We start from the raw sequence: 26,595 nt of genomic DNA on the forward strand, positions 1-26,595 counted from the left end.
CAATATGATCACACAAAAAAGTGCCATCCCCAATCAGGATGGCACTTCGATATTCCAATTAACTGGATGAAAGCTTCATCAGCACTAGACCGGAAATAATCAGTACAGCTGCCATCATACGCATTGCTGTTGCAGGTTCACCGAGGATAAAAATCCCCACTAAGAATGAACCAATTGCACCAATTCCTGTCCAAATGGTATAAGCCGTTCCCAATGGCAAGGTACGCATCGCATATGCCAATAGACCAAAACTTAAAATCATAAAAAATAAAGTGATAATGCTCGGTGTGAGCTTAGTAAATCCTTCAGACATTTTCATGGTATATGCCCAAACGATTTCAAAGATACCTGCAAAGACGAGAACAATCCAAGCCATGACCAGCTCCAAAATTAAATTAGAATCAGGTCGTCCTGACGATTTTTCTCAGATTGAGGGAGGTCGTTCCTCCTAAAGAATCCTAATTATATCAACTCATCTGACTAAATTTATTAAAATTTACAAAATTTGACCTTATTTACATTTGAATGGTACTTTTTCATCAGGCTTACTTTATGATCATTCACAGTCATTATAAAAGCGGAGTAGATACGCCATGAAACATGATTATTGGGGTGAAATTCATCCAAGTTGGGCAGGATTTAGTTCAGAAACTTTTTTTTCACATGCATTTTTTAATCAACATGCAGATCGAGAAATTTTTTTGGGAGAAGAGTTCGATGAAGAAGGTCATGAAATAGAACAAGAACCTGATCAAGAACAACTTAATGCATTCGCCAAAACATATCAAAAATTCCTACAAAATTTTGAACAACACCTCAAAACAATACAGCAACATGCTTTCGAACGTTACCAAAAACTTTATGCACACCACTATGAAAATCCTGAAAAGTCAGGAGAAGCGGCTTTAAATATTCACGATGTTGAGTCACATAATCCTTATATTCAAACCATGTTAAATTTACGACTAAGTTCACCAGACATATTAAGGCTATCCATTCATTATGATTTGGATACTGAGCACGGAATGGAGTTTAAGTTTGTCAATGATCAGCTTGAAACCGTAGCAGGTATCGCTGAAACATAAAAGGTCACCTCCTCAGAAGTGACCTTTTATTTATTTTTGAAAATCAAAAATTAGAATCTTAAACGCAACCCTGCACCATATAACCAACCGTTTTCTGAATCAGTTGCTGTTTGCCATTGAGTTTCTTTATTACCCTTAGAGTAAGTATAGGCAACACTGACATAAGGCATGACTTTTTTGGTGATTTCATAACGTGTTTCTAAACCCGTCGTCATACTGTTTAGACCTGACTTTTTTGCATATCGAGAGTCATCACTAAAGACCACATTGAGATCTAAATATGGCTGCAAAATCAGTTTTTGAGTTAACAGTAAATCACGTGAGGTTTCTAAACTAAACGCCACTCTGCTGTCTTGACCAAAATAAAGATAAGCATCTGTTTCAAAGAAATACTGCGCCAAACCATGCAAACCGAGTGCAGCATCTACACGTTCTTGATCAGTTTCTCGTTCAGGATTATCACTATAACGCACACCCGCTTGAACATCCCAGAATGCTGCAATATTACGGCTATATAAGGCACTCAGATCATATTCAGCTTTGCTTGATTCGGCTTTACTGGAACTTCCTTTAATAAACAGTTTATTTTCATCTGTTCCAACTCTGAGTTCGAATGAAGAATCCAGAGTACCTTTACCATCCTCATCCAACATCCAGGCATTGTCGATCGTTACCCGTTGATATACTTGTCTACCATGCTCCTTTCGATGGTCATGTGTATCATGGGATGAACCCGTATTTGCTGAGTCATTACTCTGCTCAGCATCCATTTGATGTTGAGAATGATCAACTGTTTGGTTTGGGTTTTCCATTGAGTTCATTTTGGAATGATCCATGGATGAATTGCTCATCGTCGTGGTGGATTCAGTGATTGCATTCGTTACACCTTGCAGCTGATGACCTTCATGGGCGATTGCTAAACCACTGACTGACAACAATGAAATATTTAAAACTGATTTTGAAAAAAGATTAATGATTCGCATGTTCGCCTCCTTTCATTTCAGTTTTTTGATTTGCTTTTGTTGCTTGAATAGGTTGTGTTGACACTTTGCCATCACTGACATTTGCAACAATCAACTTATTCATCATGCCTGACGTCATGTGATACAACAAATGACAATGGATTGCCCATTCACCTAATTCATCAGCAGTAAGCAATGCCGTCACTGTTTTACCTGGCGGTACAACAACAGTGTGTTTATTTGGCATATCTACTGGAGGTTGACCATTTTCCAGCTGCATAAACATGCCATGCAAATGCATTGGATGCGCCATCATGCTGTCATTAATAAATTTAATACGAATGCGCTCACCGTATTTCACTTTAAGCGGTTCAGCCTCGCTAAATTTTTTACCGTTAATGGTCCAGACATAACGCTCCATAGTTCCACCTAAACGGACCACCAGTTCGCTGGTCGCCTCACGCGTATCTGGTTGTGGTGTGAGTGACTTTAAATCACTGTATTGAAGCGCTTTATCTCCTTGAGGTGTTGAGGCATTTGCCCAACCATAAACCACTTGGTCATTCTTAGACTTTGAGGCCTGGTCATGCTGAGAATGATCCATGCCTTGCATACTGTCAGCATTCATCTTCGAATGGTCCATGCCCTGCATACTGTCAGCACTCATCTTCGAATGGTCCATGCCCTGCATACTGTTGGCACTCATTTTTGAATGGTCCATGCCTTGCATACTGTCGGCACTCATTTTTGAATGATCCATGCCCTGCATACTGTCAGCACTCATTTTTGAATGGTCCATGCCTTGCATACTGTTGGCACTCATTTTTGAATGGTCCATGCCTTGCATACTGTCGGTGCTCATTTTTGAATGGTCCATGCCTTGCATACTTCCTCCTCCCATACTGGAGTGGTCCATTCCCATATCTTCCATGGTCAACAGTGAACGTGGACGAGCATTAGGCATATGAATACCTGAGGCTTTAGGCATCAATTCATTATGCAGTGTTCCAATCGCAAATCCTGAACGGTCAATCGACTCAGCCTCAATTTGATAATGATTGCCTTTAGGTTCAACGATTACATCATAAGTTTCAGCCGTTCCTATGCGGAACTCATCAACAGCAACAGGTTTCACTGGTTGCCCGTCAGCACTGACAACCGTCATTTTTAAATGAGGAATTCTGACATCAAAAAATGACATTGCTGATGCATTCACAAAGCGTAAACGTACTTTTTCATTTGGTTTAAACATACCCGTCCAATTCTGTTCAGGGGTTTTGCCATTGACCAAAAAGGTATAACCCGTCACATCAGACATATCTGTTTTTAACATACGCATCTGATTCCACATTTTCCGATCAGACCACGTGGTCTTTAAACCATCACGCTGTATTTGTTTCCAAACATCAAAAACCGTTTCTCGTCGATTTTGGTAGTATTCCGCTGAGACTTTTAAATTGTTTTGAATTTGATCACTGGTCTGCTTATGAAAGTCCGATAGCATGACCACGTAATCACGTTCTGTTCGTTCATGCGCTGCCAAAGGTTTTCTATCTTTGGGATAAATAACTAAAGAACCATATAAACCGTCTTGTTCCTGTCCTTTTGAATGCGCGTGATACCAGTAGGTTCCACTTTGACGAATCTTGAACTTATATACATATTCTTCGTTGGGTTTAATTCCATTAAAACCATTAAAACCTGGAACTCCATCCATAATTCCAGGAAGTAACAGACCATGCCAATGAACGGAGGAATCCTGATTTTTTAATTTATTGGTGACACGAATAACAGCATCATCACCTTCTTCAAACTCTAAAAGGGGTGCTGGAAACTGACCATTCACAGTAATACGTTTTAAGGGCTTGCCAATAACATTGACCATTCCTTCATCAATCGTCAATCGATACTCTCTCACTGCCGCCATTCCCCATGTTGAGGAAAACAAACACAATGAGACAAGCAGGCTTTTCGCCAAACGTTTTTGAACTAAATAAATAGACATAACTTAACCTAAATTTTAAAAATAAACTTTACGAATAAAAAGTTTCTAAAATCAGGCTAAGCTTTGGGTGGACGTAAGATTTCTTGCCAAAAACCAGCAAGATGCTGTGCTCTGTAGTTTGCTTGATAAGAAGCACTATTTTGAAAATGATCAGGTATGGTCAATTTGGGGATATCACTGTTCAACCAAATCACGGTAGATTGACAGGATAACAAGCTACAATCTTGGCACTTAAACGCTTGTGTTGGCTCAGATTGACTCACTTGCTGATGACAATCATTTTGATCCGTTATCGCTTGATCATCATTTGTATGCTGATTTTGTCCATTTTTATTCTTATTTATATCTGTACAAAGATTTTTAAGCTGTTGTACAGACCCATATTCCTTTTTTGTTTGATGCCCATCGATGTGATGAGATGATGACATCATTTGCTGATGCTGCATACTCATCTGCATGACTTTTGCAGATGCAATAGACACACCACTCCACCCTATGGCAAAAACCATAAGACAAACAAACCACAGCTGTTTGCGGAGTTGTATAAACAAAACTTGAACCTTGTTAAGCCCATCATGAGCCTAAAGCATAGCCAATAATCTCGATTTTGGCAAATATCGCACATTTCAATGCATAAGTACTGATTGGATAAATCTTCAGCACGTTATTTTTTATACAATGCTGAATCATTGAGCAGGTCAATAAACAACACATTTCATAAAAAAAGAGCGCATATGAACTCTTTTTAAACGATTCTTGATGAACGACTAAACAATTGACAACTAATTGTTTAATCTATACCCAGCTTATCCATATGCTTATCAACATAGTTATCCATATAGTTAATCACAATGTTATCCACAGGGTATTTTCAATTTTTGTGGAAAACTTTTAAACTGAAACTTGACCCACTTTGGCTAATTCAGCTCGCATTTCATTGATTACCGCTTGATAGTCAGGTTTTCCAAAAATCGCTGAACCTGCCACAAACATATCTGCACCCGCTTCCGCAATTTCACGAATATTGACAGGTCCAACGCCCCCATCAATTTCTAAACGAATATCACGACCTGAAGCATCGATAATCTTACGTGCCTCACGGAGTTTTTCTAAAGTCTTTGGAATAAATTTTTGACCGCCAAAACCAGGGTTAACACTCATCAATAAGACTTGATCTACTTTATCCAACACATAATCTAAATAATGTAATGGTGTTGCTGGATTAAATACTAGACCCGCTTTTGCGCCACCATCTTTAATCAGTTGCAAAGAACGATCAATATGGTGTGTTGCCTCAGGGTGGAAGGTAATAATATCCGCACCTGCCTCAAGAAAATCACCAATCATACGATCTACAGGAGAAACCATGAGATGCACGTCAATCGGTGCTTTGATGCCATATTTCTTTAATGCCTTACACACCCCAGCACCAAAAGTTAAGTTTGGAACATAATGGTTATCCATCACATCAAAATGAACAACATCTGCGCCTGCAGCCAATACATTTTCAACTTCTTCACCTAAACGGGCAAAATCAGCAGACAAAATTGAAGGGGCAATTAGAAATGGCTTGGACATGAAACAACCTAGCAGATATAAAAATTTTTCCTATTATAACAAACTTACCTTACAAGGTTGATTTAAAAGTAGACAGCTTTAATCTTCATCAGTATTTATAAAATAATTCTAATGCAGACCATCGATGAATCCTGTGTAAATTGTTTCCAACTACAATAAATGATACTGCAAACTTAAAATATTTTCTTTTAAGCGTTTTGGATAACCAAAAAAATCAAGGGCTTTAACAAGCCCTTGATCAAATCAGTCGTTATCTAAAGATAGAAGATCATTTGGACTGCTGATGCTTCTCTTGTTGTTTTTTCTCAAAATCGCGAACCATTTGAATGCGTTCTTGAGTTGCAGGATGCGAAGATAATGCATCCAGAATTGCTAAAGACTGATTTTTATCCGACTCTTTTTGCGATGAAGGCGAACTAGCGGATGCCTTTTTATCAGCATTGGCAGTTTGACTCGCATTGTCAGCTTTTTCTGAATCTTCTGTTTCATCACTTAAACGTTGTAAGAAATTGGCAAAATGTGAGACTTCAATGCCCTTTCGATCCATCAACTGTAAAGCATATAGATCAGCTTCAGATTCAAATTTACGTGAATAATTTGCACCAATCATTGCAGCAGGTAATGAAGTAAATAAGTCCGAACTATCTCCCGTCATGGCAATATACAAGACGCTAAGCCCTAAACTGGTTAAGCCTTGTTGTAGGCTATGGCGCTGAATTAAATGACCTTGCTCGTGCGCCAAGACGCCTAAAATTTCTTGATCACTATGTGCCATTTCGATCAATTCATCCGTGATAATGATGGTATTGTTGGGCAATGCCACCGCATTGGCACCCAAGCGCCCTCCTTCACGAAAAACCAATTTGGCAGGTTTGCCTTCAGCCACTGTATTTAAATATTGTTTGGAAATTAAATCCTTTTGACCTTGAGCCAATTGGCTGGGCGCTGTCCAATTATTTAAAACATAGGTTTCGGCTTCATCCCCTAATTTTTTCAAACTATTTTCAGGCAATTGAAAAGCCACATAATGTGAAGCAGCTGGAACGCCCCATTTGACTAAGGCAAACACAAAAGCAACCACAAAAATCACGCTAAAAATGATCAGGCTTGGTGAACGTTCAAGTTTCCAGATTGAATGCTGAACTTTTTTAGTTCCATAATTAAACCATTCAGGTAATGCTCCATGAAACTCGATACGCGCATCGTCTTTTAATTCAATCACAGGATGTAATTGCCCAAGCGCACCAATCAATGCCATATCTGAATATTGATAGCGACGATGCTGCTCTAAACGATCACCATAGCGAATCAGAACTTCAGACTCAGATTGAGCTGAAATCTGTGCATGGTGCGGTTTAGACACCACACCATCATAGAAAATAATATCTACTGGTTGTGACATAGATTATTCAACTCATATCATTATAAAGAAATATCAATGTCAAAAATGTCACTGATTTCTTCGGCTAAAGCGCTTTGTTCTTGCTGTGCCAAATTCATCATTTGATCTGGATCATCATGCAAAATTAAGCTCATCGACTCAACCTGATATTTGTGAATACGAATCGCAGCCCAAGCAGACATCAATCCTATGCTTAAAATTTTGACAATCCAGTTTGAGGCAATAATCCATGCGTAACGCCACTGATTGCAATCTGTTTTAAATTGGCTGTTGCCGACCGTGGTATTGTTCCATGTGGTAATAAAAAGACGTGCAGCAATCAATGGATAAATAAATAATCCAACCACTGCATACATGATAAATATCCCAGTAATGAAAAAGCTTGGTGAGAAGCCTGCAACAGTGCCAATGATGCCGAAATAAACCACAGAAAATGCAATAATTACACCAATCGACATAAAAATCGGCACATAAACTGCTGCCATATAAGCAGACCAATCTGCATTTAATTTAAAGTTTAACTGCCCTGCATATAAATGATTGAGATAATATTTTTTATATAGCCATATCGCTACAGGCGAAAAGATACCCAAAGTAAAAATATACACCAATATGCTCAAGAAAAAGACTTTATAAGACTCTTTAGTGGTTCCAGCAAAATAAAATCGGCTGTTCCCGAATTTACTGTTTCGCGCAGTAAAACGCATAGTTGCACGAATCAACCAAGGGACTGCAGCATATAACACAACCAACCCAACCACAGTTGCTATCATTGAATAGTGGGATGAAATGGAAAATGCTGCGTAGATCCCCAATGCGATCAAACGCCCTATTAAAATTTTGGTTGGTATACCCGTAAAGTCAAAACGTCGCTGAAAAAACTCCGTGTTTCCATAAAAATAACGTAAACGACGAACCTTTGCCCAAGGTGCATACAAACTTAAAGTCACAATGGTCAATAGGATATTGACAATCCATATTCCAAAATACTCCATTGCATCACCATGAAACTTAAAGCGGTGAACTTTAGGGTATTGTTGGTCTGTATATTGCGGAATACTGGGTGGTGTGAGCTGTTGATCCACATTCAAATGATCAGGAAATGGAGGTGGAATTTGATCTTGCATATTATTCTCTTTATTCAAATTATGATGGTGAACTCAAGTTTTTCATAATAAAAAATATCAGTGCCAGTGTATATTTTTTCTAAACTGAAAGAAATAGAGTAAAAGCAAACAACAATTTACTTTTACTCAGCATCAATTTGCTTTTTTTAATATTTTGGGATAAATCGCATTCTATTTTTGCAATTGTAAAGCATGGAATTGCAAATGATCATCCATAAAACTTTGGATAAAATAATATCCATGATCATAGCCTTCGTGAAATCTCAGGCTGATCTTTTGCCCAACAGCATTACACGCTTGCTGGAATTTTTCAGGATTCAATTGACTGTAAAATTGATCTTTTAAGCCTTGGTCTATCAAAACCTCATCAAACAGTGAACCCTTGTTAAACAACAACTGCGTGGCATCATGTTGGCGCCATACTGATTGGTCATCCCCTAAATAATGGGAAAAAGCTTTTTCGCCCCAAGGACATTCACTTGGTGCGCAAATTGGCGCAAAGGCAGACACAGATTTAAAATAATGTGGATATTTCCATGCCAATGTTAAAGCGCCATGTCCTCCCATACTGTGCCCAAAAATACCGATCGCATTTGATTGGATTGGGAATGTTTCAAGCGCCCAAGAATAAAGTTCATCGACGATATAACTTTCCATTTGAAAATGTTTAGACCACGGTGCCTGAGTTGCATTGATATAGAATCCAGCACCTTGTCCCAAATCCCATGAATCGCCTTGAGCAACGTCTTGACCTCGTGGCGAAGTATCTGGCGCAATCAATATTAAACCGAGTTGTGACGCCAAGCGCTGGGCATGCGCCTTAATAATGAATGTTTCCTCAGTACAGGTCAGACCAGCCAGATAAAACAATGCTGCACACTTTTGCCCTTTTAAAGCTTGAGGTGGCATATAAACAGCAACTTTGCTTGCACCTTTTAAATAATTCGACTGAATCTGATAAATTCGTTGTTCACCATCAAAACAAATCGTGTTAGTTAAAAGTTCCATTGCCATCTCTCTAAATTTGGATTTACAAATTGTTTAAGGTTTATAGTCTTATATCACTTACCTGATGCCTAAATGACAATAACCATCAAGGTTTAGCTGGATCTAACTTTTCATTCTGACTTTGTGCGGAAGCAATCACACCTTGTTGTGGAAATAAATGCTGCTCCAATTGAGGCAACATCAATTCCATATTTTTTCCAATCACCCACTGCGGCTCAGATGGATCAAATCCTTGTGCATTTTCCCATTTCGCAACTGTTTCAGATGCTTCTTTAAACGCCGCTTTTAATGAGCCTTGTTCACGCATTGCTTGATCAAAGAACGCTCGACCGAAATAAGTATAATCTGCTTCATTTGAACAACCAAATGATGCACGATCAGCTGCAGAAGCAGTAATAATTAAGGTATCTGGTGATTGCAGTGCTGAAACAAAACTACCTGAATAGCAGGCTGATATAACGATTACTTTCCAACGAATACCCGATTTATCTAAACTTTCTCTGAGCCATTTTGGATCAACATCGCTTAAATCAATCGGTTCATTTTCCAATTCAAAACGATTCGGTAAACCGTGTGATGTCATATACAAAAACAACACATCACTTTCACGATTCATTTGCTGCCCGATACGGCGTAAGGCGAGATCTATACTGGTTTTTGAAGCGATTGGGGTCTCGTTAATACTTGCAGGATTATTCACCAACTCGATAGAGCGCCCGAATGTTCCAAAACGCGTATCGAATTGCTCTTTAATTCGATCGATCTCAAATTTAAATACATCCTGATAACTTGCCCCTGCCACACCTAAAAAGTACCAGTGTGTTTTGGCAAACTCACCAAACTGAATTTGTTCTAATGCCTTATTGAGTAAACGACTTTGAGCATAGAACGCATTTTCACTGATACTCGGTGGAACCTCTTCTACTTTCCAAATCGGCTGCTCTTTAATAGACACTTGCCAAGTAAACAGTGTCGCAACCGTAGCAAACATGATCAGTGCACGTTCCCACCACGGCCATTTTAACTCTCTCGAAAACACCCAAACTACTGCAAGGCTCTGCCAAATAAATAAAGCAAAGAACAACAGCGGAATCACATCATAAGTGAAATACGGTAACAGATCATGATTGCCCAGATACTGTAAAAGACACTGAAACAACATGATATGCGTATCAAGCACCAACCATAATAATGCAGGCACCAACATTAAACGTGGATTATTGGTCCGTTGAGAGAGGAATATCCCAACAATCAAAGCAATAAATGGCCATAAAGCATAACTGACTAAGCCTTGACGATTAAATACCCCACCATCACCTGCGACCAACCAACTAAATAAAGTATTGGCACATGCACCCAACAGCCCCCAAAAAATAAGCTGTAAAATTGACGGACGAACAATTTGTAAAGACTTTCGCGAACCCAAGAATAACCAGATCCCTGCACGTTGGTTACTTTTCAAATCATGCCAAAAGTTAATTGAGGGTTTAAGGTCTATCATATAGATTCTGTTAAGGCAGTCGCTTCAATCAGCCTATCTAGTTTAGGCTTGGCTAAAAAATTATCAATGTTTGATTTAACTATATATCAATAATTCGACTATTATTGAAACAGTTACCAAACTACTCAATAAGATTGCTGTTAAAATAAGCATCAAAACGACAAGCATCCCCTTGCCACTGATGATGGGTTGGTTGATCATTTAAAAATACAGCCAATCGAGGACGTTTTACCACAACCCGTTTGGCAATGTGTTGAGCTAAGACTAAAAGATGATCTCCTAAATCCATTTCACCATCTTCTGGAAGCAGCATGTGCAATAACTGCATTTGCTTTTTGACTTGCGCCTGCTTTTTGACTGCCTGCTGATGTTGATCACGTTGCGGAAACATGGGATCTAAATAAACCACATCGACTGTTTGTTTGTCTTGAATCAATTGCTCTAAATAGACGGTGGAATCCGAAAAAATTAAATCAATTCGCGCAACGACTTTTCCTAGAAATGGATCATTTTCAGCCTGTGCTTTTGCATCCTCAAGCAAAGTAAACAAAATTGGATGACGCTCTACCAAGCGAATATTGGCACCCAGATAAGCCATCAACAAGCTGTCATGACCTAAACCTGCTGTGGCATCGACCAATTTTGGTTTTTCTGAAAGATGACAAGCACGGGCAATCATTTCTGATTTTAAACTGGCACGTTTTAGACGTGATATTTCAGCTTTCCAATCAGGCTGCATTCTCATGCCATTGGCACATAGACTCAAACCTTGCTCATCAACACACAGTGCGAGTTCAGGGTTTAACCTTAAAAAACGCGCGTTGAGTTTATCAATCACCTCTATATTAACCACGACTCCACGTAAAGAAAGCACAGTTTGATAAGACTGTGCTTTCTCTAAAAAAGTGGGTTCTGTAAATAAGCGAATCTCGCTTACCATAATTTCCAACCTGTTAAAGCAAATAATAAAATGATTAAACCTGATGCAATGCGATACCAAGCAAAGACCATAAAATCACGTTTGGAAACATAAGCCACCAAAACACGAATCAGAATTAATGCAGAAACAAACGAAACAATCAAACCTACAAAAAATACGGTCCAATCTTGAGTAGTTTCATAAATATGATAGTTTTTAAAAAGATCTAATAACCCTGCACCGACAATAACAGGAATACCTAAGAAAAAAGAAAATTCAGTTGCCGCCTTACGCGATACACCCAACATCATACCGCCAATAATTGTTGCGCCTGAACGTGAAGTACCTGGAATAAGCGCTAAAACTTGAATCAAACCAATATAGATTGCTTCTTTAATCGTAATATTGTCGACTTCAACTGCATTAACTTTAGGTGGATTTTTCTCTACCCACCAAATAATTAAACCACCAACAATTAAACCTATCGCTACTGAAATATCATTAAACAAAAGTTCTTTTACGATATCACCACAAGTCAAACCCACAATCATGATCGGAATTGAAGCAGCAATAATGCTCACGCCTAAATGTCGACCTTTAGGCTCGCCAGAAAACAGACCGATAGCAGCTCCCCAAAGTTTGCCCCAATATTCATAAATGACGGCAGCAATTGCCCCCATTTGAATCGCAACAACAAATAAGTCACTCTTTTCTTTGGTCCAGAAATTCATTAATTCAGATGCAAGAATTAAATGCCCTGTACTTGAAATAGGTAAGAATTCGGTAATACCTTCAACGATACCCATAATGGCTGCTTTGAGTAGCAGTAAAAGATCCATGTTAAATCCTAAAAAATTAAATCCTAAAAAAATTAAATCCTAAAAATTAAAGCGAAAAACGATTATGGCTTGCCTTGTTCTGGTATTTTTTTCCATGCATTATCACGCAAATATACAGGTAATGCCTGTTCAGCACTGAGCCATTGCTGTTTCAATGCATATTGTCTTGCAATCGTCGCAATATCGTTGGCATTTGCAGTAAGCTGCTGAAATTTAGTCGCTTCAGCATCGACCAATGTTGCACCAGAACCAATTAAAGTATATTTTTGGTACGCTGCAGCCTGCTGATAGTCTAATAATTTTTCTTCATCTACAAGTTGCATAATGTTATTTTGATCGAGCTTAAAACTCGCCATATAAACTTCATTCATACGTGCATCTAAAACGGCTGTAACTTCTACCAATTGAGCATGTTGATATGCTGCCTGAGCCAATGCTTGTAATGTAGACACAGGAATGACAGGAATATCATGTGCCCATGCCAATGCTTGGGTCACTGCGGCATTGATACGTACACCACTAAAAGAACCAGGTCCACGGCTAAACGCAATTGCAGTCAGCGCTTGATTACTGATTTGGTTTTGCTGAAAGCCTTGCTCAATCATTGGCAAAATCGTTTGAGTCTGTGCCTTTGCTCGCGTATCAAGTTGAAAATAGAGTGTTTGAGTTTCATCAACAATCGAAACGGAACACTGCTCATTGGCAGTTTCCAATGCCAGCAATTTCATGCACAACCTTACTGTATTAAAAATGTTGCCTATGATACTCCACTCATTTCATTAGCGCGAGAACTAAGCGCTAAAGCCTGTCAGATAAAATCCATCAGATCAAATTCATCTACAAAAAATCAAGGCAATAGACTTTTTTCCTGAGCAAAAAAGATATTAACACTCTCGATGGCAGTGTTTAGTTGAATATCTTTAACGCATGGATACGACTTAAGCAAACTGATTAAATTTTCTTAAAATATAAGGCGATGAAAGCAATTTATTTATGTTATGTAATTTTACTTAATGGGATGAGTATTGAAGCGAGAGTACAGCATGTACCCCTCGCCCGAGAAAAATAAAGCCTTATTCAAAGACATCATTCATTTTTAAATGACGCTATTCACTTTGAAACAACCATGCTAATCAAACTTAAACTCTTCTAAATTGATAAAATCTTTATAGTGTGAGGCATAATGCATTGCACTCATTTTTAATAAATTAGCTGCATTTTCATCTAAAATTCGAATGACTTTCCCAGGAGAACCCACCACCAACGAATTATCTGGAATGACTTTACCTTCAGGAATCAAGCTATTGGCACCGATAATACAGTTTTTACCAATCACAGCATGATTTAAAACCACTGCATTGATACCAATCAAACTATTCTCACCGATGGTACAACCATGCAGCATTGCTTGATGTCCAATAGTCACATAATCGCCAACGTGTAATTCAATACCTGCATCAGTGTGTAACACTGCGTTCTCTTGAACATTACTGAAATTCCCTACATGAATTTTCGCATTATCCGCACGAATAACGGCACCAAACCAAACACTGACTTGTTGTCCCAACTCAACTTGACCAATTACAGTTGCATTATCAGCAACCCAACCATCAAAAGGCTCATGTAACGCTTTAGGTGCCAGTCCTTTAAATTTATACATCATCGCGTGATATTCCTTTCAATTTTTCCCTGTAACAATACTTTTAAATATAAAACTTATTTTCGATTAAAGATTTGAGATTTAAATGATGGAGAATTCAATAAAAATGGCCAGTTTTTCTGATAATCCAATCCATATTTAAATAATGAAATTAAAATTCTAGCCGTTAAACCCCAAATAATTTCATTTTCGATTCGCAGGCTAGGAAAATATACGGATTGATGTGCCAATCGCACTTCATAAGGAATGGGTTGTGATTCCATCATTTTTTTAATCGGCGCATAAAAAATACGATCAATTTCAGTCGGTTGTGGAATCAATTGAATATCAGGTGGAATTAAGCCCACCACAGGTTTCACCGTAATTCCGCTTTTTGCTCGCTCCATCGGCAAATCACCAATCAGCTTGACATCAAAAGGATTTAACGCAGTTTCTTCCCAAGCTTCACGTAAAGCCACAACAATATTACTGGTATCATTCGGATCACGCTTACCACCCGGAAACGAAACTTCACCAGCATGATTTGATAGATATGCAGAACGTCTGGTCAACAAAATTTTAGGATCAGCTTCCTGAGTAATTGCAATCAGAACCGCAGCATTGGCAGGAAATGTTCTTCTGCCAAAACGTAATCTGTTTTGCAATATTTGTGTTAACTCATGATCCTGCATGTATCTCACTCAATATTTTTGTTCTCTTTCTATCATATATGAAATTTTATGGATAAGGCTATAAATGATGCGAAAGTAGAATTTTTCAGTTATGCTGAGTTATCTCACATTTTCAATGAAGCTTATGAGTTTTTGCAGTGTTTGTGGTCATTCGACAATCGAAAAAATTCCTTTAGGTGATCAAAAAATCCGTAAAGTTTGTACACACTGTGGCACTATTCATTATGTCAACCCTAAAGTTATTTGCGGCGCACTTGCCCTTTGGGAAGATAAAGTTTTACTTTGTCGCCGTGCAATAGAACCTCGCTATGGGCTTTGGACATTACCTGCTGGGTATATGGAACTGTTTGAAACCATGGAGCAAGGTGCAGCACGTGAAACACGTGAAGAATCAGAAGCAGAAGTAGAAATCGAACAATTGTACTGTATGTATAATATTCCACGCATTGGACAGATTTATGTGTTGTTTAAAACACAAATTAAAGATGGTTTTTTTGGTGCTGGAGAAGAAACACTCGAAAGCCGATTATTTGAAGAACATGAAATCCCTTGGAATGATTTAGCATTTCCAAGCGTTGAACGTACATTACGTCATTATTTTGAAGATCGGAAAAATAATATCTTCCCAATGCACTTAGAAACATTAGGAACACGTCTCGACCAAACAGGTTGATTAAAAATTAATTTATTGATAGTCAATTATATAGAGAGCTAAAAAAATCCCCCAATCTCAATTGGGGGATTTTTTTAGCGCAATGAGATTATTTTGTTTTCACTGTATAACACTGTGGCAAACTTACCGATAGGGTCCCTTGCTGACGCTTCGCTAACTCTTTTTGTTCTGTAGTAAGCTTATCTTTATTAGTATCTGTATTGTTATAGATTGCCTGATAAACCGCTTGTAAATTGACCCAAGTTGCCTGAATTGTTTTGTCTCCATCCCAACTGGTTATATTCACCCCACTAGATGTATTTTGTTCATTAATTAATCGTTGAAGGTTTAAACGAATACCGCCCGAAGAGACTGAAGCTTTATTTAAGTCATCATTGGTAGTCCCACTCGTAGGGGTAACGACCAATTTTTCATTTAATCCCACTAAAGCACCATCAAGACTTCCAAAAATAGGATTGGCTAAAATCATACGCAGTGTAATTGATTTTTCAATATCCCCATTAATATAAGCAGTCCCTGTTGTACCCAGTCGATATTGTTGAACACCTGTTTCTTTATCAATATAAGTGCTTGGATCGACATCCGCACAGGTATTTGAATTTAAAGTACCATTTCGACCAAGGTTAGTACGGATATCCCCATTTTCATCAATCACAATACCTAAGGTTTGAGTATTTGGATTAACTTCAGGATTCGTAAACGTAAATGTAATATTGGCATACAGTGGGAAGTAATATTTTTCTCCTGTTTTTACTGTATTTTTCGTCATGAAAACTCTTCGATCTAGATAGTTCGCAGGATTGGTTTTATAAATATCAATACCACCTGAAAGCTGATCCCCATTGAATGTCTGACGCCACTTGCCATAAACCGTCGTATCTGTCGGAGCAGTGGTCGCACCAGTGGCACGTTTATACATATATTCCGTACCAGCTACATTGGTATTGTTCAGTAATGTACCTTGATAAATGCTCAGTTGATCTGTTGTTGTTTGATCTTTTTTGAATATCAATGGATTGCTGATTTTTCGAGTTAATGGACTGATCCAACCTTGCTGTGGATTGACATCTAATTTTTGTGGAACCACTTGATTGAGTAACAGGAACTTTAACAATGAATCAGCAATGGTGCTACCTTCGACTTTTTGCGGAACACCTATCCATTGCATCGCATAACCTGTCGTATAGCCTTGGCGGTCCGTCACGAGATACATATTGGCTATCGATTCGTTCTTCGTATTTAAGTCACTCTTCCCTGTAAAGCCTTGGATATCAACATTTGCTCCACTAAAAATCAGGAAGTTTGTAGAGTAAATATTAACTAGCGACTGTTGAATCAAACGCTGTGCTGTTAACTGTGCTGAAGCATTATCGACAGTTTCAAGATTGAGCCATGGTTTTAATTTCTCGATGTAACTGCCATCAAGAAAATCGGCAACACCAATATCCGCAGGTAAATCTTTAAGGTTATTTTTTAAATTATCTGATAATTCGATAGGTTGAATATCCCCAACCTGGTGAGTATTTTGCTCTACACCAATCGCTTGGAAAACACGAACCAAGCCAACCATGACTTTAAAAGTATCATCGCTCATATCCATACTGGCAGGTGTTTTGCCTGTCATGGCACTTGCGATATCAATCAAACCAATCGCAGCAGGTTGTCCCCTCACCTTTAATGGACGAATTTTGTTTAAATCTACATCCCCCAAAACAATTTTACGTTCTGATTGAGAACCCTGAATATAAAATTTTGCCTTATCACCAATTAAACAACCGCCAGAAGCCAAACCACCTTCTAATTTGGTGTTGAAATGATTTCGAGTATCTGTACTACAATCAAAATTTAATCCAGTCACTGGATAATCGACATAAAAACCTAAACATTTTTCATAAGATGCATCACAGCCATTGGTATAAGTGACGATACCTTTGTAGGGATCTTCATTGACTGTTGAACTTTCACCACCACAACCAGTAAGTGCTAAACCTAAACTCGTTAAAACGAAAGGGGCTAATACTCTTTTTTTCATAATCTCGTCCTTACTGAATAACACTCAGCTTAATTTGTCCATGATTTGTTAACTGTTTATTTTCAACATCTATAGCTGAGGATAATGGTGTTAAAAATAGATAAGTCGCTTTTTCTGGTTTTCTCAACACACCTTCCATTGCGGCATATTGTAAATTGTTGTCGTGTGATTCTTCATTTTTAAAGCCACTGACACCTTCAATGACACAGCCTTGTTCATCTAAAAATACAACTAAAGGCCAATAATAGGTTTGTGTCTTAGAAGAGGATGCGTAGGAGGTCAAAAGTATATTTTGTACCTGAGCATCTAATTTCACCACTTCATAAGCAAAATGCGCTTTAATCGGCGCAACAGGCCATAAACCAATCTCTTGATTTTTAAGTGATAAACCTTTTGCTTTAAGTATTTTTTTACCTGTGAAACAAGCTTGTTCTAAATTATGAACCACTTCGTCTTTAGGTAATCGGAAATAAGTTGAAGATAGCACGACTGGTTTTTTTTCGTCAGCATCTGGATTGCCTCGAATACGGTTTAAGAGACTTGTACTCAGTCCCTTTTGTCGTTCAATTGTTTCATAACGCCCATGTACTGCACCAATCTCTGGGGTCATATAAAATCGCTTTTTCCCCTCGAGATTAAATTCACGATCTTCCAGATATTCATTATTTACATACTTTTCACCATCAATGATGGTGAAATTTTTGTCTTCTGTTTCTTGGATACTCTGCGTTTTAAGCGCAGCTTTGGAAATTTGTGAGTTCTGAGTCGTTAAACTCTTTTGTTGTTTTTCGACTTGTTTAGCTTCATGTTGTGATTTAGCTATTTCAGCAGTTTTGGTTTCTGGAACAACTACAGCTGTTTTTTCTTGTTCATCTGGCTGTACTGATGACGAAATAGTTTTTTGTGGTTGTGGTTGTGGTTGTGGTTGTGGTTGTGGTTGTGGTTGTGGTTGTGGTGAAACCTTAACAGTTTCTTGCGGCTTTGTTTGGATTTCTGATGAATGCTTAGTTAAAGGTATCACAGATTTTTTTGGCTCTGGCGCACTTGTAGGAAAACGCTCAGGTTGAGTCACATTTTTATTTTGTGTTGTACTGGATTGAGGTTGAATAGCCTCAATAATAGGTTTTACAGTTTTGCTTTCATTCTTCTCATTATTTTTTTGTTTGGTTTCAGGTTTTGTTGATGATTCAGGTTTTTGGATAATCATCGGATGCCCATCAGGTCCGATAATGGTATAGAAACTGGATGCATAGCAAGCTGATGTGGCTAAGCTCATACCAATTACCAGCCACAAAGAAGTCAAAACTATTTTTTTCTCAGCTTTTAAATGCATTACCATCTCGTTCTGTAGTTAATCCCTAGAATTGTGACTTTGGTATTTGTTTTTACATTCAATCCAGCATATGGGTTGAGCAGTAAATTATCTACCCCTGTTTTATTCGCTAAACTACTGGTATTTGCAGGAATATTATCTCGGCTACGTAAGAAGCCCACAGATAAATCAATATCCGTATCTTCATCAAAACGGTAACCTAAACCTAAACCGAATAATTGAGCATTATTGATCGGTACCATAGTATTTCGTTTATCATCCGGAATCGCACTGGCACGAGGTTCATAACCTGCTCGAAGTTTTAAACGGTCATTGGCTGAATACTCAACACCAATTCCCCAGCTCCATGGTGATTTAAAGCCAAGCGGGAAAGCCAATGAAGTATCTGTGACTTGATTGGACAAAAGTTTAGCAATTTTTAATGCTGAAATTTGGCGATCAAACTCAAATTGGAATTTTTCCCACGCTTTAAAGTCTGTCCACCCAACATCGAAATTCACTTGTAAATCAGGTAAAACCTTATATTTTATCCCTGCTTGGAAATGTGCTGGATATTCCAAATCCATTGCGATCAAACCAGATTCTGTTGGTGGTATATAACCTGGAAACCCAAGAATCGCAGCAAGGATTTGCCCCGTCGCAGATGAGTTTAAGCCTTTAATCAGTTCTCTTGGCGCGTTGGCATTATCGATAAAATATTTACCTTTCATACGCATTTTTGCCGAGCTTTGATAGACCATACCAAAACCAAAGTTTTCAGTTGGCTCCCACATTAAACCCAAGTTATAGCTTGGACTCAGACTTTGTTCTAAAGAAACCTGCATTTTCCCGAACTGACCAAAAGGATTCATCCCCTCATTGGCATTACAAATACCAAATAGCAAAAGATCCGTGATCATATTGGAGTTATTTCGGAATGGTCCACAAACAGACTCATCCACCATTCGTAATACGCCAATCATTTCATTGGGGAAGCGTAAGTCCGTCTTTAATGCCATGGCATTATATGACATCCCAATCGAAGCTCCCAAAGAGAGTTGATCATTGACTTGATATGCAACAGAAGGTGATAAATATGTAATACGTTCAATGGCAACCTGTTGTCCCATAAAGTTGCCGGGATTTTTATCTTCTGAACCAAATCCTGCCACCATCGGTGCATAAGCTGCGGTTGCATAGGTTAATTTTGAACCTGGTGGGTTATATGAAACCCCACCAGTAGGCGCCAATACCGGCCATCCAGGTCCCAAATCTACAACTTTCTTTAAAATAGGAATGTATAAACTTGCATATTCAACGTCACCACGTACAGAGTCTTTATAGTCTGTACATAAGCTGGATGGATTATCAGGTGCATCATTACAGATTAAAGGATCATCAGAATAACCAAATACGTTATAACCTGGCGGTGCAGAAAACTCTCGTTGAACATCAAAGTTTGCAATGATACCTTGTACGTCGGTCTGTAGACCTTTAAGTTTCGTCAATCCAGCCGGGTTAAAATGAATTGCACTAATTCCTGGAGGGTCTGCAGTAACAGCATTCCCCATCGTCAATGAACGTATATCTACAGATAGGTTAAGCCCTAAATGTGCAAATACTTGAGTTGAACACCCTGTTAATAAAATTGCTGTTACTAATGGGCGCAAACGTATGTTTTTCATACCTTACACTCCTTAGCGAGCTTTTTTCTTACCAAAGCCAATAATATCTAATGGGAAGGACAATCCAAGTGAAATATCCGGTGAATCCTCAGTTAAACCAATGCCCAATGTACCATTCACAATGGTTTCAGGATTGACTCGCACACCTAAAGCAATCGAGAACATACCACTTGATTGATTCGCAGCATCATATTTTTCACGCCCCTTTTCAGGGGTTGCTGGATTTGCCTGATAGGTAAAGGAGGTATTCATATTAAATGATTGTTGATATGACATGGTCATAGATACATCATAGTTAAATGAATACGCAAAACCAAAAGAGAATCCGCCCGTAATTCCTGGATCAAATTCTTCTAAAACCCGTTGACCGAGCTGCTGACCACCCTGACCATTGGCATTTCCACCACCACGCACTTGGTTTAAACCAGTTTCTTTAAATCCATAGTTAGCCGAAACAGAGGCAAATAATACAACAGGGTCAATATATTTTCGGGTACTTGCACCGAAACCGACAGAATAATAGCCCTTACCTGTGGAGAGATCTGTATTCGGGTTAATTTCGTATGGGCTATCCCCTGTTTTTGTCGATACACTACCAAATAAAATCAGCGGTAAACGACCAGCTTTAAGTGGGAACGGTTCCCAACGCGCGCCTAAATTGATATCTCCCAGACCTGCGGCAGTTGCATCTTTTAAACTGTCTGATTTTGCGATAAAAGGGACGGAAGCGGTAAAGGTTAAATTATCTCGAACGCCATATTGCGCCGTAAAGGTATTGGTAATGGTATGACTTGCATCCTCATCTACACGAAGTTGATAAGCAGTACCTTCATTAATCCCCAAATTCAGTTGTGAATCACGATAGTATGAATAATCCAAATCATAGAAAGTTGATATTTCGCCTTTTTTAATTAAGGAATACTGACGTTCATTGGATGTAAAAACTTCTTGTAAGTTGGTTTCCTGAGTAGCATCACCTTCTTTTTTTTGTAATGCTTCAGCCGCTTGAGAGCCTGACTTTGGTGCTAAAGATTTTGTTTCATCTTTATTAATCTGTACATCTTCTTTAGCTGGAACAGCTTGATCTACTGCTGCTTCAGCACTTGCATCAACCTCAGTATTTGTTTCAGCCGCATATAAACTTCCAATTGCAAACTGAATACTCACTGCAAGTAAAGTTCTTTTCATCCATTGATTATTCATATTATTCCTATCCCAAAAAATCCAATTCAGTTATGTAATTTTTAGTCCATCTTTTACTTACGTTTATAATAGAGTCGTAGGTAAGTTGTAATTGGCTGATTATAGGTTGCTGACTTGGTATCTAGGTCAATTACTTTACGCATGGTTGATGCTTTATCTGCCAATCTATTGACGTAATCTGTTGAATATTGAGCCTCTACCAATGCATAACGATTAATTGTTGCATCATCAACATGACGCATATCCGCCTCTTGTAAAGCCAACATATTACGTTGTTGGTCCTTAGGCGCATTAATCATAAATAAAGTATTATTTTCCCAAACTTGCTTAAAGCGCTCTTGGTCAAAACTAATATTTCCTAATGCAGGGTCAGCCACATAGACCCGACCATCTTTATACGCTTTAAATACGACAAAATGTTTAAAGCCTGCATAAGAAATAGGCACAATCACAGGTTGATTTTGATTAATTAAGTCTGTGAATTCCCCTTTAAAGCCGCCGCTCTCATAACCAATCGCAGCCACAAAACGTTTCATATCCAACAGAGAAAAACTTCGACGTTCGATAATACGGTTGTATTCTCCAAAACGTAATAAACCTTCCATGGTTTGCTGTTCAGTTAAATTTGTTCCGACATATCCATTAAGCAATGTCGTGAGCGCCGCAGAGCCACAACTATAGTCATATGCCTGACGGACGATCCCACGGAATTGATTTTCTAAAGCAGGTTTAATCTGTACCATCTCACGATGATTTCGTGAGAATGATGGGTCTCGAGAATCCGCAAGCTCAGTATAATAAACAGCATCCTTTGGCTTGGGTTTTACATCTAGCGCATGGTTGGCAAAATAGTACATTAATGCCGAACCTAAAGTAATTTCTAACATAATTTTAACTATCAAGTATCGGCAGTATTTTGCCTAAAGTGCTGATTTTATTTTTAGAGTGAACACTCTACATCCCTGAAACTAGAAGATACCGTTTTTTGAAAAAAAAAACAGTCTTTTTTTGAACTTTTGTCGTTTTTAGGACGTTTTTTTGTAAAAAAAAACGCATGCTCTGCATGCGTCTTTTTACAACCAATCAATTCTAACTTAGTGACCAGAAATAGTCAGTTTTACACCATTTGGCGTAGCTGAACCACCGTTATAGAATTTCATACCTGTAATCGAAACATCACCGATTGAGCCTGTACCTGTACCTGTACCAGCAGTTCCTGGAGTACCTGGTACAAAACCTGTACCACCACCCAACACGACTTTAGTTAAATAAATATCTGTACCTGTTGCACTTTTCATTGCTGTTACAGCTAAACCTTGTGGTGTTACTGCAATATCAGCATCTAAAGCCAAATTTGCTGAACCTGTATCAGTTACTTTTACGCCACCTAAAACGATATAACCGCCACCACCAGCAGAAGCATCTTTAAATGCTAAGTTACTGATTGATAAACCACCAATCATTGAACCATTCAATTTAATCATTGCACCTTGTGGTGTATTACCCAATTGAATGTTTGCAGTTGTTGCGCCTACATTTACCGTTAAACCACTTAAAATTTCAGCAGAACCAGCATCAGGCTTATAAGCTCCCGCCGTACCTGTCACGTTATTAACTTCAATTTTACCTAAATCAATTTTAAGCGCATTAATTGCTGCCGCTACGTTTAAAAATGGCTTGCCCGTTGCTCCAGCTGTTGCACTACCATCAGTATCAATTACTAAATCAGCTAGATTACCAGTACCTGTCTTGGTCACAACCACATTATTTAAAGTGATCGCACCCGCTTTACCTGAACCACCAGTTGTTGCGTTTACAGCCAAACCATCACCATCAAAAACATGTAGTTTAGCAATTTCGATTTTAGAAGCATCAATACCAACATTGATACCATCTTGACCTGTGGTTGCACTCAGTGCAGCATCATCCATTGCTTGCAGAGCCATTGCATTTGAGCTAACAGCAACAGCAGAAACTAAAGCGAGTTTAGTAAATAATTTCATAATCCGTACTCTCCCAAGAGCATTTTTTTTCATTTTTAACCACTCTCCGTAGTTCCCTGTTGTTTTTAGTTGTTTTACAACTTAGAACACCAATCCTTGAGTAGTCCGTTTTGCCCTTTTAAATTAACTGTATGTTACTTTTTGTTCAACTGCTGTTTATCAAAAAGGAGATGAAACCGATAAACGGTAAGCAGTTTCACTACATTATGTTATTTTTTTGTTCAACCGCTGTTTATCACAAAGTTGATAAAACCGATAAACGGTAAACAGTTTTTTCACCTTGGTTTTCAGGTAGAATATAGCCGAATCAATCAATTTTTCTTTTTGAGTTCAATCTCCCTATGTTTCGGAAGTTATTACATTTTCCATCAAACAGCATTGCTACAGTATTATATCGACTTCACTCGCTTTTTGGTTGTGTCTATTTAAAAAATTCAGGGCAAGATGTCATCGCCTTCTTACCTGAAAAGTATTGTATTTCAACCTCACAACAATACGAGACTTATACACGAACCGACTTTAGCAATTATCAAAAAGATCAAAATACAAATAAGTTCGATCATTTTTTTTCTTTTAATCCACTCTCCTCTTCGGATAGCGTTGAAAATTTTCAAGGAGGTTATATTGGATTTATCGACTACAATTATGCCAGTGCCCAACATATTGATTCAGCAACAAGAACCCAGCCTAATTTTTATATGGGTGAATATCAAACTTTTATTCACATCGAAAATCAACAATTAGTTTTCTGTAGCTTAGAAACTTGTGCAGAAGAATTTTTCACATTCGTACAGAATCTACTACATACAAATCAAGCACCAAGCACATTTAAACTCAACACGCTTTGTCAAGCGATGTGGACAAAACAAGACTATGCACAAGCTTTTACCCAAGTTCAAGAATATATTAAGGCTGGCGATTGCTATCAAATCAATTTGACACAAGAGTTCAGCGCAAAGGCACAAGGCTTACTTTTAGATACAGCTGAACATTTTTGGAAGCTGACTGATGCACCTTATTCAGGTTATTTAAAACTTGATGATTTTGAGTTACTGAGTTGTTCACCTGAATTATTTATTGATTTTAAAGCGGATCGTAAAATTATCACTAAGCCCATCAAAGGCACGATGCCGCGTTATGATGACCCTGTTTTAGATCAACAATCCAAAGATCGGTTAATTCATTCTCAAAAAGATCAGGCAGAAAATGTCATGATCGTTGATTTGTTACGTAATGATTTAAGTGTATATGCCGAAACAGGTTCAGTAAAAACACCTAAACTTTTCAATATTGAGTCTTTTAACCAAGTCCACCACATGGTGAGTGAAGTCACAGCAACATTAAAACCTGAAGTCAATCCATTTGATGTACTCTTAACGGCTTTACCAGGTGGCTCAATCACAGGCGCACCAAAAATTCGAGCAATGCAAATTATTGAAGAGTTAGAGTGTGCTCCGCGTGGTGCTTATTGTGGTTCTTTGGGATATTTTAATTTTGATGGTACAGGATCTTGGAATATTTTAATTCGTTCGATTCAAAAATATAAAAATGACATTTCATTATGGGCAGGTGGGGGAATCACCATTGCGTCTGACTGCGATGCTGAATATCAGGAATGTTTTGATAAAGTTTCCGCAATGCTTGATCTGCTCAATACTTGGTATCAGCCAGAAGACCAATACACGGAACGAAATTAACGAGCATGATTCACTCAATATAAATAAAATGGCTTTTGTTTCCCTATCAGCCATTTTATCTTCATCACGATCGCAAGGCGACATCCATGTCGACCACATGCAATAATTACAGTTAAGACAAGATATCCTGCTTTAAAGTATCAACAAGCCGTTGATTTTGCTCATCTGTACCTATCGTAATCCTTAAGAACTGGTTAATACGAGGCTTATTAAAATAACGGACAATAATCCCCCTTTCACGCAACGCCTGTGCAAGTTCACCAGCATCTTTAGACGGTAAAGATGCAAATATAAAATTCGCTTTAGATGGCAGCACTTTAAAGCCTATCGCTTCTAAGTCTGCAACCAGTTTGTCGCGACTGAGAATCACTTTTTGACATTGCGCTTCAAAGTATTCTTGATCTTCAAAAGACGCAACGGCAGCAGCAATGGCAAAACGATCAATCGGATAGGAGTTAAAACTATTTTTAACAGCTTCTAATGCTGCAATGAGATGTGGCTGTGCAATCGCAAATCCAACGCGTAGTCCCGCTAAAGAACGAGATTTTGAAGTCGTTTGACAGACCACTAAATTCTCATATTTTTCAACCAGCTGTACCGCAGATTCCGCTCCAAAGTCAACATAAGCCTCATCAATCACCACCACAACATCTGGATTGGATTGTAAAACTTCTTCAATAGCATCTAAACCCAATGCAATACTGGTGGGCGCATTTGGATTGGTAATAATAATTCCACCATTAGGCTGTTTATAATCATCCACCACGATTTCAAACTGCTCATTTAGAGGAATGATTTTTGTTTGAGCAGAAAGCCCAAAAAACTGACTATAAACAGGATAAAAACTATAGGTAATATCTGGATATAAAATAGGCTGATCTTGTACGAAAAAAGCCTTAAAAATATGGGCTAGAACTTCATCTGAACCGTTGCCGACAAAAACATTGGCAATATTGACATGCTGTTGTTGAGCAATTGCTTGTTTCAATGCAGTTGCATCGGGATCTGGATAAAGTCGTAATGCATCCGCGGAATTTTCCAAAACAGCTTCAACCGCTTCAACCACTTTCGGCGATGGCGGATAAGGGTTTTCATTGGTATTCAGTTTTAATAAATTTTGAATTTTAGGCTGTTCTCCCGGGACATACGGATCTAACTCACGTACCTCAGGACTCCAAAAACGCATTTGTTCAGGACGAATCTTTGACATTTTCTTATCTCTTATTTGCCTCA

At 38.3% G+C, this 26,595-nt stretch carries 24 protein-coding genes and 1 pseudogene; 4 read left to right on the top strand and 21 right to left on the bottom strand.

Annotation, left to right across the window (positions count from 1 at the left end; translation table 11 throughout):
- Positions 1–58: 58 nt before the first annotated feature.
- Entirely contained in the window at positions 59–376 is a 318-nt protein-coding gene (gene sugE / locus AAV97_RS14555) for a quaternary ammonium compound efflux SMR transporter SugE (protein WP_046760918.1), read from the bottom strand.
- Between the two features lie 217 nt (positions 377–593).
- Here sugE and AAV97_RS14560 point away from each other — a divergent pair, with 217 nt between their 5' ends.
- Positions 594–1,085 (top strand): DUF6985 domain-containing protein, encoded by a 492-nt coding sequence (locus tag AAV97_RS14560; RefSeq protein WP_046760919.1) that lies wholly within the window; start codon positions 594–596, stop codon positions 1,083–1,085.
- Between the two features lie 50 nt (positions 1,086–1,135).
- On the opposite strand, the gene AAV97_RS14565 is transcribed toward AAV97_RS14560, so the two are convergent.
- The 13 genes from AAV97_RS14565 to AAV97_RS14625 all read right to left on the bottom strand — a co-directional run bounded on the left by AAV97_RS14565 (position 1,136) and on the right by AAV97_RS14625 (position 14,757).
- Positions 1,136–2,068: a copper resistance protein B gene (locus AAV97_RS14565; protein ID WP_046760920.1), complete on the bottom strand. Its 933-nt coding sequence runs from the start codon at positions 2,066–2,068 to the stop codon at positions 1,136–1,138.
- Positions 2,055–3,974, bottom strand: coding sequence for a multicopper oxidase domain-containing protein (locus AAV97_RS14570; protein WP_416202233.1), 1,920 nt, complete (start codon positions 3,972–3,974; stop codon positions 2,055–2,057). Before AAV97_RS14570 ends, AAV97_RS14565 begins: the two co-directional genes overlap by 14 nt.
- A 134-nt stretch (positions 3,975–4,108) precedes the next feature.
- Positions 4,109–4,534 (bottom strand): hypothetical protein, encoded by a 426-nt coding sequence (locus tag AAV97_RS14575; RefSeq protein WP_228136553.1) that lies wholly within the window; start codon positions 4,532–4,534, stop codon positions 4,109–4,111.
- Positions 4,535–4,943: 409 nt separating this feature from the next.
- The gene (gene rpe / locus AAV97_RS14580; protein WP_042086059.1) at positions 4,944–5,630 is read right to left on the bottom strand and encodes a ribulose-phosphate 3-epimerase; all 687 of its coding nucleotides are present in this window, start codon (positions 5,628–5,630) and stop codon (positions 4,944–4,946) included.
- A 268-nt stretch (positions 5,631–5,898) separates the two neighbouring features.
- Entirely contained in the window at positions 5,899–7,032 is a 1,134-nt protein-coding gene (locus AAV97_RS14585; protein WP_046760923.1) for a M48 family metallopeptidase, read from the bottom strand.
- 20 nt (positions 7,033–7,052) lie between these two features.
- A complete protein-coding gene (locus AAV97_RS14590; protein WP_046760924.1) occupies positions 7,053–8,159 on the bottom strand; it encodes a YjgN family protein in 1,107 nt (368 codons plus the stop codon).
- Positions 8,160–8,330: 171 nt separating this feature from the next.
- The gene (fghA, locus tag AAV97_RS14595) at positions 8,331–9,167 is read right to left on the bottom strand and encodes an S-formylglutathione hydrolase (RefSeq protein WP_042086063.1); all 837 of its coding nucleotides are present in this window, start codon (positions 9,165–9,167) and stop codon (positions 8,331–8,333) included.
- 85 nt (positions 9,168–9,252) lie between these two features.
- Positions 9,253–10,668 carry a C13 family peptidase gene (locus AAV97_RS14600; protein ID WP_005033652.1) on the bottom strand — a complete coding sequence of 472 codons (1,416 nt, stop codon included), beginning with the start codon at positions 10,666–10,668 and terminating at the stop codon, positions 9,253–9,255.
- 121 nt (positions 10,669–10,789) lie between these two features.
- A complete protein-coding gene (locus AAV97_RS14605) occupies positions 10,790–11,608 on the bottom strand; it encodes a class I SAM-dependent methyltransferase (RefSeq protein ID WP_046760925.1) in 819 nt (272 codons plus the stop codon).
- Positions 11,602–12,426 (bottom strand): undecaprenyl-diphosphate phosphatase, encoded by an 825-nt coding sequence (locus AAV97_RS14610; RefSeq protein ID WP_009585249.1) that lies wholly within the window; start codon positions 12,424–12,426, stop codon positions 11,602–11,604. The genes AAV97_RS14605 and AAV97_RS14610 overlap by 7 nt, the downstream gene beginning before the upstream one ends.
- 62 nt (positions 12,427–12,488) lie before the next feature.
- Positions 12,489–13,154, bottom strand: coding sequence for a tRNA (adenosine(37)-N6)-threonylcarbamoyltransferase complex dimerization subunit type 1 TsaB (gene tsaB / locus AAV97_RS14615; protein ID WP_004830066.1), 666 nt, complete (start codon positions 13,152–13,154; stop codon positions 12,489–12,491).
- A gap of 401 nt (positions 13,155–13,555) precedes the next feature.
- On the bottom strand, positions 13,556–14,089 hold the full coding sequence (locus AAV97_RS14620) for a gamma carbonic anhydrase family protein (protein WP_046760926.1): 534 nt from the start codon (positions 14,087–14,089) through the stop codon (positions 13,556–13,558).
- A gap of 53 nt (positions 14,090–14,142) precedes the next feature.
- The gene (locus AAV97_RS14625; protein ID WP_004830068.1) at positions 14,143–14,757 is read right to left on the bottom strand and encodes a CoA pyrophosphatase; all 615 of its coding nucleotides are present in this window, start codon (positions 14,755–14,757) and stop codon (positions 14,143–14,145) included.
- 124 nt (positions 14,758–14,881) lie between these two features.
- Between AAV97_RS14625 and AAV97_RS14630 the strand changes: the two genes are divergently transcribed.
- Complete coding sequence (locus AAV97_RS14630) at positions 14,882–15,430, top strand: NUDIX hydrolase (protein ID WP_009585212.1); 549 nt, start codon at positions 14,882–14,884, stop codon at positions 15,428–15,430.
- A gap of 88 nt (positions 15,431–15,518) precedes the next feature.
- Here AAV97_RS14630 and AAV97_RS14635 read toward each other — a convergent pair whose 3' ends face one another.
- From AAV97_RS14635 to AAV97_RS14655, 5 genes are read right to left on the bottom strand one after another with little or no spacing between them, the layout of a single operon-like run.
- On the bottom strand, positions 15,519–17,462 hold the full coding sequence (locus AAV97_RS14635; RefSeq protein WP_042086069.1) for a hypothetical protein: 1,944 nt from the start codon (positions 17,460–17,462) through the stop codon (positions 15,519–15,521).
- Between the two features lie 10 nt (positions 17,463–17,472).
- Positions 17,473–18,795: a putative pilus assembly protein FilE gene (gene filE, locus AAV97_RS14640; RefSeq protein ID WP_046760927.1), complete on the bottom strand. Its 1,323-nt coding sequence runs from the start codon at positions 18,793–18,795 to the stop codon at positions 17,473–17,475.
- A complete protein-coding gene (locus AAV97_RS14645) occupies positions 18,795–20,459 on the bottom strand; it encodes an OmpP1/FadL family transporter (protein ID WP_042086073.1) in 1,665 nt (554 codons plus the stop codon). Before AAV97_RS14645 ends, filE begins: the two co-directional genes overlap by 1 nt.
- 12 nt (positions 20,460–20,471) lie before the next feature.
- The gene (locus AAV97_RS14650) at positions 20,472–21,662 is read right to left on the bottom strand and encodes a hypothetical protein (RefSeq protein ID WP_046760928.1); all 1,191 of its coding nucleotides are present in this window, start codon (positions 21,660–21,662) and stop codon (positions 20,472–20,474) included.
- A gap of 53 nt (positions 21,663–21,715) precedes the next feature.
- The gene (locus AAV97_RS14655) at positions 21,716–22,549 is read right to left on the bottom strand and encodes a C39 family peptidase (RefSeq protein WP_005033675.1); all 834 of its coding nucleotides are present in this window, start codon (positions 22,547–22,549) and stop codon (positions 21,716–21,718) included.
- Positions 22,550–22,672: 123 nt separating this feature from the next.
- Between AAV97_RS14655 and AAV97_RS21620 the strand changes: the two are divergent.
- Positions 22,673–22,801: pseudogene (locus AAV97_RS21620) on the top strand (hypothetical protein); the annotation flags it as partial.
- Here AAV97_RS21620 and AAV97_RS14660 read toward each other — a convergent pair.
- A complete protein-coding gene (locus tag AAV97_RS14660) occupies positions 22,757–23,665 on the bottom strand; it encodes a DUF6160 family protein (RefSeq protein WP_042086075.1) in 909 nt (302 codons plus the stop codon). The pseudogene AAV97_RS21620 and the gene AAV97_RS14660 overlap by 45 nt on opposite strands.
- A gap of 341 nt (positions 23,666–24,006) precedes the next feature.
- Here AAV97_RS14660 and AAV97_RS14665 point away from each other — a divergent pair, with 341 nt between their 5' ends.
- On the top strand, positions 24,007–25,362 hold the full coding sequence (locus AAV97_RS14665) for an anthranilate synthase component I family protein (RefSeq protein WP_046760929.1): 1,356 nt from the start codon (positions 24,007–24,009) through the stop codon (positions 25,360–25,362).
- Between the two features lie 112 nt (positions 25,363–25,474).
- Here AAV97_RS14665 and hisC read toward each other — a convergent pair whose 3' ends face one another.
- Complete coding sequence (hisC, locus tag AAV97_RS14670) at positions 25,475–26,572, bottom strand: histidinol-phosphate transaminase (RefSeq protein WP_009585228.1); 1,098 nt, start codon at positions 26,570–26,572, stop codon at positions 25,475–25,477.
- Between the last annotated feature and the right edge of the window lie 23 nt (positions 26,573–26,595).

This window comes from Acinetobacter sp. Ag2 (genome assembly GCF_001005515.1).
Taxonomy (GTDB): Bacteria; Pseudomonadota; Gammaproteobacteria; order Pseudomonadales; family Moraxellaceae; genus Acinetobacter; species Acinetobacter bereziniae.

Coding starts and splice junctions, on each gene's coding strand:
- sugE (WP_046760918.1), bottom strand. CDS start 376: ATGGCTTGGATTGTTCTCGTCTTTGCAGGTATCTTTGAAATCGTTTGG.
- AAV97_RS14560 (WP_046760919.1), top strand. CDS start 594: ATGAAACATGATTATTGGGGTGAAATTCATCCAAGTTGGGCAGGATTT.
- AAV97_RS14565 (WP_046760920.1), bottom strand. CDS start 2,068: ATGCGAATCATTAATCTTTTTTCAAAATCAGTTTTAAATATTTCATTG.
- AAV97_RS14570 (WP_416202233.1), bottom strand. CDS start 3,974: ATGGCGGCAGTGAGAGAGTATCGATTGACGATTGATGAAGGAATGGTC.
- rpe (WP_042086059.1), bottom strand. CDS start 5,630: ATGTCCAAGCCATTTCTAATTGCCCCTTCAATTTTGTCTGCTGATTTT.
- AAV97_RS14585 (WP_046760923.1), bottom strand. CDS start 7,032: ATGTCACAACCAGTAGATATTATTTTCTATGATGGTGTGGTGTCTAAA.
- AAV97_RS14590 (WP_046760924.1), bottom strand. CDS start 8,159: ATGCAAGATCAAATTCCACCTCCATTTCCTGATCATTTGAATGTGGAT.
- fghA (WP_042086063.1), bottom strand. CDS start 9,167: ATGGAACTTTTAACTAACACGATTTGTTTTGATGGTGAACAACGAATT.
- AAV97_RS14600 (WP_005033652.1), bottom strand. CDS start 10,668: ATGATAGACCTTAAACCCTCAATTAACTTTTGGCATGATTTGAAAAGT.
- AAV97_RS14605 (WP_046760925.1), bottom strand. CDS start 11,608: ATGGTAAGCGAGATTCGCTTATTTACAGAACCCACTTTTTTAGAGAAA.
- AAV97_RS14610 (WP_009585249.1), bottom strand. CDS start 12,426: ATGGATCTTTTACTGCTACTCAAAGCAGCCATTATGGGTATCGTTGAA.
- tsaB (WP_004830066.1), bottom strand. CDS start 13,154: ATGAAATTGCTGGCATTGGAAACTGCCAATGAGCAGTGTTCCGTTTCG.
- AAV97_RS14620 (WP_046760926.1), bottom strand. CDS start 14,089: ATGATGTATAAATTTAAAGGACTGGCACCTAAAGCGTTACATGAGCCT.
- AAV97_RS14625 (WP_004830068.1), bottom strand. CDS start 14,757: ATGCAGGATCATGAGTTAACACAAATATTGCAAAACAGATTACGTTTT.
- AAV97_RS14630 (WP_009585212.1), top strand. CDS start 14,882: ATGAGTTTTTGCAGTGTTTGTGGTCATTCGACAATCGAAAAAATTCCT.
- AAV97_RS14635 (WP_042086069.1), bottom strand. CDS start 17,462: ATGAAAAAAAGAGTATTAGCCCCTTTCGTTTTAACGAGTTTAGGTTTA.
- filE (WP_046760927.1), bottom strand. CDS start 18,795: ATGCATTTAAAAGCTGAGAAAAAAATAGTTTTGACTTCTTTGTGGCTG.
- AAV97_RS14645 (WP_042086073.1), bottom strand. CDS start 20,459: ATGAAAAACATACGTTTGCGCCCATTAGTAACAGCAATTTTATTAACA.
- AAV97_RS14650 (WP_046760928.1), bottom strand. CDS start 21,662: ATGAATAATCAATGGATGAAAAGAACTTTACTTGCAGTGAGTATTCAG.
- AAV97_RS14655 (WP_005033675.1), bottom strand. CDS start 22,549: ATGTTAGAAATTACTTTAGGTTCGGCATTAATGTACTATTTTGCCAAC.
- AAV97_RS14660 (WP_042086075.1), bottom strand. CDS start 23,665: ATGAAATTATTTACTAAACTCGCTTTAGTTTCTGCTGTTGCTGTTAGC.
- AAV97_RS14665 (WP_046760929.1), top strand. CDS start 24,007: ATGTTTCGGAAGTTATTACATTTTCCATCAAACAGCATTGCTACAGTA.
- hisC (WP_009585228.1), bottom strand. CDS start 26,572: ATGTCAAAGATTCGTCCTGAACAAATGCGTTTTTGGAGTCCTGAGGTA.